The sequence below is a fragment of the Magnetococcales bacterium genome, from assembly GCA_015228815.1.
Taxonomy (GTDB): Bacteria; Pseudomonadota; Magnetococcia; order Magnetococcales; family UBA8363; genus UBA8363.
In genome coordinates this window covers 57058-65901 of the sequence record JADGCV010000026.1, presented here as the reverse complement: position 1 = coordinate 65901, position 8844 = coordinate 57058, and the positions used below count along the sequence as shown (strand labels likewise).

7 protein-coding genes are annotated in these 8844 nt (G+C 58.8%); 6 read left to right on the top strand and 1 reads right to left on the bottom strand.

Features of this window, described 5'->3' with window-relative positions; translation table 11 throughout:
• Nucleotides 1-802, top strand: an 802-nt coding sequence (locus HQL76_11860) for a PD-(D/E)XK nuclease family transposase (protein ID MBF0109861.1), incomplete at its 5' end; no start/stop codon positions are given.
• A gap of 190 nt (nucleotides 803-992) precedes the next feature.
• Here the strand turns inward: HQL76_11860 and HQL76_11855 are convergent.
• On the bottom strand, nucleotides 993-1487 hold the full coding sequence (locus tag HQL76_11855; GenBank protein MBF0109860.1) for an SIS domain-containing protein: 495 nt from the start codon (nucleotides 1485-1487) through the stop codon (nucleotides 993-995).
• 216 nt (nucleotides 1488-1703) lie between these two features.
• Here HQL76_11855 and HQL76_11850 point away from each other — a divergent pair, with 216 nt between their 5' ends.
• The 5 genes from HQL76_11850 to HQL76_11830 all read left to right on the top strand — a co-directional run bounded on the left by HQL76_11850 (nucleotide 1704) and on the right by HQL76_11830 (nucleotide 8839).
• Nucleotides 1704-1955: a hypothetical protein gene (locus HQL76_11850; GenBank protein MBF0109859.1), complete on the top strand. Its 252-nt coding sequence runs from the start codon at nucleotides 1704-1706 to the stop codon at nucleotides 1953-1955.
• A gap of 154 nt (nucleotides 1956-2109) precedes the next feature.
• Entirely contained in the window at nucleotides 2110-2961 is an 852-nt protein-coding gene (locus tag HQL76_11845; protein ID MBF0109858.1) for an alpha/beta fold hydrolase, read from the top strand.
• Between the two features lie 7 nt (nucleotides 2962-2968).
• Entirely contained in the window at nucleotides 2969-4330 is a 1362-nt protein-coding gene (locus tag HQL76_11840; protein ID MBF0109857.1) for a TolC family protein, read from the top strand.
• Nucleotides 4331-4463: 133 nt separating this feature from the next.
• Nucleotides 4464-5612: an efflux RND transporter periplasmic adaptor subunit gene (locus HQL76_11835; GenBank protein ID MBF0109856.1), complete on the top strand. Its 1149-nt coding sequence runs from the start codon at nucleotides 4464-4466 to the stop codon at nucleotides 5610-5612.
• A gap of 74 nt (nucleotides 5613-5686) precedes the next feature.
• A complete protein-coding gene (locus tag HQL76_11830; protein ID MBF0109855.1) occupies nucleotides 5687-8839 on the top strand; it encodes an efflux RND transporter permease subunit in 3153 nt (1050 codons plus the stop codon).
• Nucleotides 8840-8844 lie beyond the last annotated feature (5 nt).

Genomic DNA, 8844 nt, shown 5'->3' with positions numbered 1-8844 from the left:
ATCAACCGCCGTTGTTTCACTTTTGTTGGTCCTTGTTGAAACCCGCAATGACAAATTCAACCGTGTCGATCTCAAGATCAAAAACACCCGGGATGAGATTGTCATCGTTGAATTGCAATATGAACGTGAGTGGGACTATCTACAGCGGTTACTTTTCAGCACCGCCAAGACCATCACAGAACACATGATGGAAGGCAATCCTTACGCCAGTGTCATCAAGGTCATCACCATCAGCATTCTCCATTTCGATCTGGGGCGTGGCAGCGATTATGTCTATGTAGGCAATACCTCTTTCAGAGGGTTGCACACCCAAGAAGAACTGGCTTTGGACGAGGGGCAGAAAGCTTTGTTTCAACGCCCTTCGGTAGCCGCTATTTTTCCGGAGCATTACTTGATCAAAGTGAGGAATTTCGATGATATTGCCCGCGACACCCTGGACGAGTGGGTCTATTTTTTGAAAAATTCTGATATTCGTGATGATTTTACAGCTCGTGGCCTAAAAAAGGCCAAAGAAAGGCTTGATGTCCTGCAATTACCAGAGACAGAGCGCAGGGCCTACGAACGCTATCAGGAAGAACTGCACGACCAGGCAAGCTTTGTACTCTCCACCTATGGTGCTGGTAAATGGGAAGGACGACAGGAAGAAGCTGCTTCCATGCTGCTCAAACAGATGCGCCGCAAGTTTGGCCAGACCCCAGACTGGGTGACAGAGAAAGTGAAAGCGGCGAGTCTGGAACTGATCGAGACATGGGGTGAGAGCGTCCTGTTTGCAAATTCCGTGGACGAGGTATTTGCGTCCTGACTTGGGCCAACTGGATCGTTGAGGGGTAACTATTCAGACCCCTCCCCGTATTAAAATTATTGTAACTGCCCAGGTACCCCCAGGGCCCAGAATTATTGAAAGAAAAAAGGGGTCTGGGGGCAATCCCTTAAGCCCCCTTTTTTCTTTCAATAATCTCGAACCGGAGGGGGCACCTGGGGAGTTACAAAAATCATTGCGGTTTGAACAGGGCCTGTTCGACATGGGCGGCGATGAGGTGGCCGACAAGGATGTGTCCTTCCTGAATCCTGGGCGTCGCATCGCTCGGGATGCGGATGCAGCAATCGCACATTTGGGCCATTTGTCCCCCCGAGCGTCCCGTGAGTCCCAGGACCGTCATCGATTTGTTTCTGGCCGACTTGATGGCGGCAAGGATGTTGGGAGAGTTGCCGGAAGTGGACAAGGCAAGAAACAAATCGCCCGCGGCGCCATTGGCTTCGATCTGACGGCTGAACACCCGGTCGAAACCATAGTCGTTGCCAATGGCGGTGAGAATCGATGTGTCGGTCGTCAGTGCCAGCGCGGAAAGGGCGGGGCGGTCGAAAAGAAATCGGCTCACCAGCTCGGCGGCAATGTGCTGGGCATCCGCGGCGGAACCGCCATTGCCGGCAATGAGAATCCTCTGGCCACGGCGGCAGGTCTCCTCGGCAAGAAGACAGCCCCGCATCAGTTGGGCAAACTGCTCCGGATCATCCAGCAGCGCTTGTTTGGCGGCGATGCTCGATTCGATTTGATCTCTGAGAATCCCTTCCAAAGCCTGATGTTCTGTCATGGCCATGATTTTTTCCTTCCTGATGTGCAGCCTTGGCGTTGAAATTGCCTGTACGTCTGACGGACACGGTACTAAAACGCACTTTCTCCGGATTCGTCAACGGAAAAAACAATGTCCAGTCGCATTGCCAGCCGCGGATTTTACGGTGTTTGCGAACGCTGCTTCAGCGAACAATGGAAAAAACATCCATTCGGCCAGCCTCTCCATTGTTATTGTCCGCACCATCAGGCATTGGCCTTCGAATCCTCCGAGGGGGTTTCCATCCGTACCAATGTCACCATCGAGGAATACAATCGGATCGTCGCCCGTTCGACCGGCGGCAGCCAGCCTTTCTTCGCGCCACGGCGCAAAATGGGGGGATAGACAATGATGATCGATGGGTCATGATCGGGTGATCGATCCCTCCGGATGTGCGTTGCGACGTGCCATTTCGTTTGATTTTTCGTGAATAATATTGGATCCTGGGATCATGGAAGGCGTCCGGATATTCCCGGCCATCTTTATTTCGAGGCGACCCATGTCCCCCCTGTTCCGAACCCTGACTGTCGTTGTTGCGGCGATCCTGTCTTTGTGGAGCGTGAATGCCCGGGCCGATCTGATCGTTCTGGTCCACGGTTATTTGAGTGATGGGCGTTCCTGGCACGGCAGCGGCATTGTTTCCATGTTTCAATCCCAGCGTTGGCCTCTGGGGGGAGCGCTTCTTCCTCAGCCGCCGTTCGTCATCGATGACACTCGGGAAAAGGGGGGACAGGTCCCGGAGCACACCGTCTTTCTGGCGGAGCTTCCTTCCCTGGCGCCGCTGGCGGTCCAGGCCCTGGTCCTGGAGTCGGAACTGGTCCATCTGGGGCGGCGTCATCCCGGGCAACCCCTGATCATCGTCGGTCATTCGGCGGGTGGGGTCGTGGCTCGGTTGGCCCTCGTTCGGGGACAACTTCCACCGGTCAGGGCATTGATCACCATCGCCGCGCCCCATCTGGGAACACCGCGGGCCGAGATGGCACTGGACGCCATTTCCGATCCCTGGCCCCTGGAGGTCTTCAAGGACTTTTTCGTCGGTGGACCCTACCCGTTGTTGCGTGAATCCAGTGGTCTTCTGTTCGATCTGGCCCGACCTTTTCCCGGATCCCTTCTCTTCGCGCTTAATCTGGCCCCGCACCCCGACATTCGCTACATCAGCGTCATTCGCACCCAGCCTTTTCTGTTCGGGGATACCCTTGTGCCAGGATTCAGTCAGGACATGAACCGGATTCCGGCGTTGGCGGGAAAAGCGGAGGTGGTTCTTGTTCCCGGCGACCATCCACTCCATCCCGGCGATGGCATGGTCTTGCAACAATTGATCCGGAAATTGGCGAAGGGTCCATCCCGTTGACGGTATCATGACGTCTCATTGGTATTTTACCTGTTTTCTTTTTGTTTCCATGGGTCTCGGCGGTTGTCTTGGAGAATCCCTGGGGCCGGAACGGACGCTTGATGTCCCGGATGCGTGGCATGCGCCATGGGCAGTGTCCGGGGAGGTTGTCGCGGGCTGGTTGGGCGATTTTGCCGCTCCGCAACTGGATACACTGGTCGCCCAGGCGCTTCGGGAAAGTCCCGATCTGCGTTCCGCGGCCCTTAAAATAGATGCGGCCCGGCAGCGGATGGCCATCGCTTCGGGGTCGCTTTGGCCTGGCGTGTCGCTCGATGGCGAGGTCCGGCGCAGCGGACCTGAACCGGAACGGACTGTTCATGGCATCGACGGAACCATCTCCTGGGAGATCGATTTGTGGCGGCGCCTCTCCTTGAATCGCGATGTGGCGCAGGCTGAGTTGAAGGGGGCCGAAGCAGAATGGTGTGGCGCACGGTTTTCCTTGGCTGCCAATGTGGCCCGCGGATGGTTTCGGGTCGTGGAACTGGAAGGCCAGATTCAACAGGCAGGACATAACCTTGACCTGCTCGATCAATCCCTGAAAATCATCGAGGAACGTTACCGTGGCGGCTTGACGACACCGTTGGATCTTCGTCTTGCCCGTACCGACCGTGCCCAGGGCGAGGAACAGCTCGCGGCGCGCGGAATGGAGTGGGATGCGGCGCAACGGACCCTGGAAACTCTTCTTGGACGATACCCCGAGGGAAGAATGACGACATCTGCTCGGGCCTTGCCGCGTCTGTCGCGCCAGGTCCCGGCGGGGCTTCCGGCCCAACTGCTCGACCGCCGCTGTGATCTGAAGGCGGCGCGACAACAATTGACCGGGACCCGGCTCCGTTTCGAGAGTGCACGGCGCAACCGGCTGCCGACGATCCGCCTGACCACCACCGGGGGAATGGCAAGCGATGCGTTGCGGGACCTTCTGGATTGGGACAACCTGGTTTGGAGCATGGTGGGGGGGCTGACGCAACCGCTGTTCCAGGGGGGACGGTTGCGGGCCGAAGAGGCCCTGGCTCGGGTCGAACACCGCCAGGCCTGGAGCGGATATGCCAAGGCGGTGCTGGTGGCCTTCCGTGAGGTCGAGACCACCCTGGCCGCCACCACCCTTCTGGCCGAACGGGAACATGCCCTGGAGGGGCAGGTCCGGGAGGCGCGAAAAGCTGTTCAGGAGGCGATGGAACGTTATCGGGAAGGGCTGACCGACATTCTGACGCTGCTTGAAACGGAGCGTCGTCTTTTCCAGGCGGAAAGTGCCCGTCTTGGCGTCGCCCGGGCGGTCTTGGACAATCGGGTCTCCCTGCATCTGGCCCTGGGAGGAGATTTTGCCGAATAATCAATTATTAAAAGAAAAAAGGGGTCTGGGGGATTGCCTCCAGGGTTTTGATTTTGACGTTGCATTTCCAGATTTATATTCTCAAAGGCAATCCCCAAGAATTTTAACTTCAATCCTCTGCCAGAAGGGCTTCATGCTCCTGCGGATTCTGCTGTTCGTGGCTGTATTGGGGGGGGCGCTGGTCTTTGGTTTCCATTTGCTTCGGACCCCTCCCAAGGTTGAGAAAAAAGGGATGCCGCCGATGATTCCGGTGGTGGAGGTGATTGAGGCCCAGCCATCGCCCTATCGAATTCGGGTTTTCAGCCAGGGGACGGTGGCGCCGCGGACGCGGATGACGTTGTCGGCCCAGGTTTCCGGCGTCATTGTGGACATCCATCCCAGTCTGCGCAACGGTGGTTTTTTCGACAAGGGACGGATTCTGGCCCGTATCGATGCCACCGATCATGAACATGCCATCACCATTGCCGCGGCCGAGGTGGCCAAGGCCCGCCTGTCCCTTCGTGAAACCGAGGCCCAGGCGGAGCAGGCGAAGCGCGATTGGGAAAAGTCGGGTCTGACGGGATCGCCGGGGGCGTTGGTTCTGCAACAACCGCAACTGGAACAGGCTCGGGCGCTTTTGGCAGCGGCCCAGGCCCGTCTCGACCAGGCAAAGGTCGATCGGGATCGGACCCGGATCGAGGCGCCGTTTTCCGGGCGGGTCCTGGAAAAGATGGTCGATGTGGGACAGTTCGTCGCCCGCGGGACTTCGGTGGCCACTCTTTATGCCGTGGACAGCGTCGAGGTTCGTCTTCCCATCTCCGAACGGCAGTTTGGCATGTTGCGTCTGCCTGAAAGTTATCCGGGCGAAGCGACTCCGGTGGGGCCGGTCGTCCGGATCGAGGGGGATTCGGGTGGGGTGATGGGCCGATGGTTGGGACGGATCGTTCGCACCGAAGGGACCATCGATACCCGTACCCGGCAGGTGTTCGTCATTGCCCAGGTCGATGCCCCCTATGCCCGTTCCGCCGATGGTCAGGGACCGCTCAAGGTGGGTCGGCATGTCGTGGCGGCCATTCAGGGACCGATTCTCAAGGGGGTGTTTGTCCTTCCCCGGGAGGTGGTTGATGCGGGGCGGGTGTGGCTGGTTTCCGAAAAGGGGGAACTGGAGTCCCGTCCGGTGACGACGATCTGGCAGGATCGGGAGGAGGTGGTGGTGACGGCGGGATTGCGCCGGGGAGAGGTGATCTGTCGGACGATGCTTCCGTATGCCGTCGCGGGGATGAAGGTTCATGTCTCTAAATAAACTATTGAAAGAAAAAAGGGGGCTGGGGCCGGACGCTCCGTCCCATCGGCGGGGGCGTTGACATGGAATCGGGGATGATCGCATGGTTTGCCCGCAATGGCGTTGCCGCAAATCTTCTGATGGTGGTCATCTGCCTGCTGGGATTGTGGGCGGCGTTGGATCGCATCGTTCTGGAGGTGTTTCCCGAATTCGAACGTGATGTGGTGTCGGTGGCCCTGACCTATCGGGGGGCGACGCCGACCGAGGTCGAGGAGGGGGCGATCGTTCGGATCGAGGAGGCCATCGCCGATCTGGAAGGGATCGAAAAAATAACCGCCACCGCCCGCGAAGGGAGTGGCGGGGTGACGATTGAGGTCGCTCCGGGAAGAGCGCGGGAACTGCTTGACGACATCAAGAGTCGGGTCGATGCCATCGGCTCCTTTCCCGCCGACATGGAACGCCCGGTCTATCGTGTCCAGGAGTTCAAACGCGAGGTGATCGGGGTGGTCGTGGCGGGATCCCTTCCCGAGGCGCAATTGCGCCGCCTGGGCCGGGAGGTGCGCGATGATCTGATTGCCCTTCCCGAGGTGCGGCAGGTGGAACTGTCGGGACTGCGTCCGGCGGAAATTTCCATCGAAATATCGGAAAATACCCTGTTGCGCCATGGACTTTCCCTCGATGGGATCGCCCAGGTGATTGGCCGGTATTCGACCGATCTTCCTTCGGGGTCGATCCGGACCGGGACCGGGGAAATTCTTCTGGCGACGCGGGGACAGGGGCGCACCGTGGCCGATTTTGCCCGCATTCCCATCATTTCCGACGTCGAGGGCGCCCGTCTTACCTTGGGGGAGATCGCTACCATTCGCGACGGGTTCGAGGAGGAACCGCTGTCGTCGCGCTTCAACGGGCAACCGGCGGTGATGCTGTCGGTCTATCGTGGCGGTGGGCAGAGTGTCTTGAAGGTCGCCGAAGCGGTCCGGGACTATGTCGTGGCCAAACGGGAATCTCTTCCTCCGGGGATTCACCTGGACTATTGGCGTGACCGTTCCCGCGTGGTCAAACTGCGGCTTGACACCTTGTTGGACAACGCCATCCAGGGGGGGATCCTGATCTTCATCTGCCTGTCGATGTTTTTACGGGTGTCCGTGGCCATCTGGGTCTGCATCGGCATTCCCATTTCTTTCATGGGCGCCCTGGCCATCATGCCGGAGATGGGGATCACCCTGAACCTGATGAGTCTGTTTGCTTTTATTCTTGTCGAGGGGATCGTCGTGGACGATTCCATCATCACCAGCGAAAACATTCACGCCCACCTGAGCCGTGGCAGCGATGGCCTGACCGCCGCCATTCAGGGGACCCGCGAGGTGTCGGTACCGGTCACCTTCGGTTTTTTGACGACGGTGGTGGCCTTTTTGCCGCTTTTGTTCGTTGGGGGGGTGCGGGGACCGATCTACGCCGAAATCCCCATGATTGTCATCCCGGTGCTGATCGCTTCCTGGATCGAAACAAAGTTGATCCTGCCCGCGCACATGCGTCATGTCCATATCCCGCCCCCCCGTCCCGTGGGCAAAGGGGAACGGGGATTTTCCTTCAGGGTCACCGATTGGATCAACCCGTTCGCGACCACCTTGGAACGGTTCATTCTGGGGGTCTATCGCCCGTTCCTGGAAGGGGTACTCGCGTATCGATATCTGACCCTGGCGGTATTTATCGGTGGTTCCTTCATCATTCTGGCCTATGTTCAGAGTGGCCGGTACGGTTTTACCTTCTTTCCCCGGATCCAGAGCGAGGTGGCACGGGCGAGTCTGACCATGGAAACGGGAACGCCCGAGACGGTCACATCGCGCCATCTGGATCGGATCACCAGCGCGGCCGCGGCCCTTGCCGTCAAATATCGTGATCCTGCCACCGGGGAATCGGTCATCCGCAACATGCTTGCCACTCTTGGAACCACCTCGGGGGATTCCGGGGGAAGGTCGGCGGGTGGGAATGCTGCGCTGGGATCGGTCAGTCTGGAACTGGTTGCGCCCGAGGAACGGACCTTGCCGGTCGATACCACCCGTCTGGTCCACGAATGGCGCGAGGCCATCGGTCCCATACCCGGGGCGAAGGAACTCAATTTCCGCGCGGAAATTGGCCGCGGCGGCGATCCCATCGCCATTCGTCTGACGGGACAGGATTTTGCCACGCTTGCTCGGGTCGCAAAAGTGGTACGGGAACGTTTGGCGGACTACGAGGGGGTGTTTGACATCCAGGATTCTCTGGACGACCGCAAAAAAGAAATGACCCTGAGGCTTCGTCCCGAAGCGGAAGGGCTTGGATTGACCACCCTTGATCTGGGACGGCAGGTGCGTCAGGCTTTTTTTGGCGCCGAAGTGCAACGGTTTGTCCGGGGGGAGGAGGATCTCCGGGTCATGGTCCGTTTTCCCCGGGAAGAACGCCATTCCCTGGCGAGCCTGGAGACCATGGCGATCCGTACCGCCGATGGAAGGGAGGTTCCTCTTCTTTCCGTGGCCGAGGTCCATCAGGGGACCGGTCTGGCCCGGATCGACCGGGTCGATCGGCAACGGACGGTGGAAGTCACAGCCGATCTGCGCAAGGAAAAGGTTGACTCAAGTCGCATCGTTGCCGACATGGAGGTCTTTCTGACCCGGTTGATTGCCCAGTATCCTGGAGTTCGCTTTTCTTTCGAAGGAGAGGTGCGCGAGCAGTCGGAATCCTTCGGCAGTCTGTTTTACGGGGTTCTGTTCACCCTGTTTTCCATCTATGCGCTGTTGGCCATTCCGCTGCAATCCTATACCCAGCCGTTGCTTGTCATGCTGGTGATCCCGTTCAGTGTCGTCGGCGCCATCCTGGGACACATTCTTCTGGGGATGAATCTGAGCCTGATGAGCCTTATGGGGATGTTGGCCCTGGCGGGGGTGGTGGTCAACGACAGCCTGGTGTTGATGGATTGGATCAATCAGCGGCGGCGGCTCGGAGAAGGGGCGATGGAAGCGGTTCGCGGGTGTGGCGTTGCCCGGTTTCGCGCGATTTTTCTCACCTCCCTGACCATTTTCCTCGGGCTGGCGCCGCTGATCCTGGAAAAAAGCACCCAGGCGCAATTTCTCATTCCGATGGCGGTTTCCCTGGGGGGTGGCGTTCTGTACGGCGCTTTTTTGAGTCTGCTTCTCATCCCCGCGGGATACATGATCATGGAGGATGCACGATCCCTGGCGATACGGTTGTTTTCCTTGCGGCGCTCATGACGGGA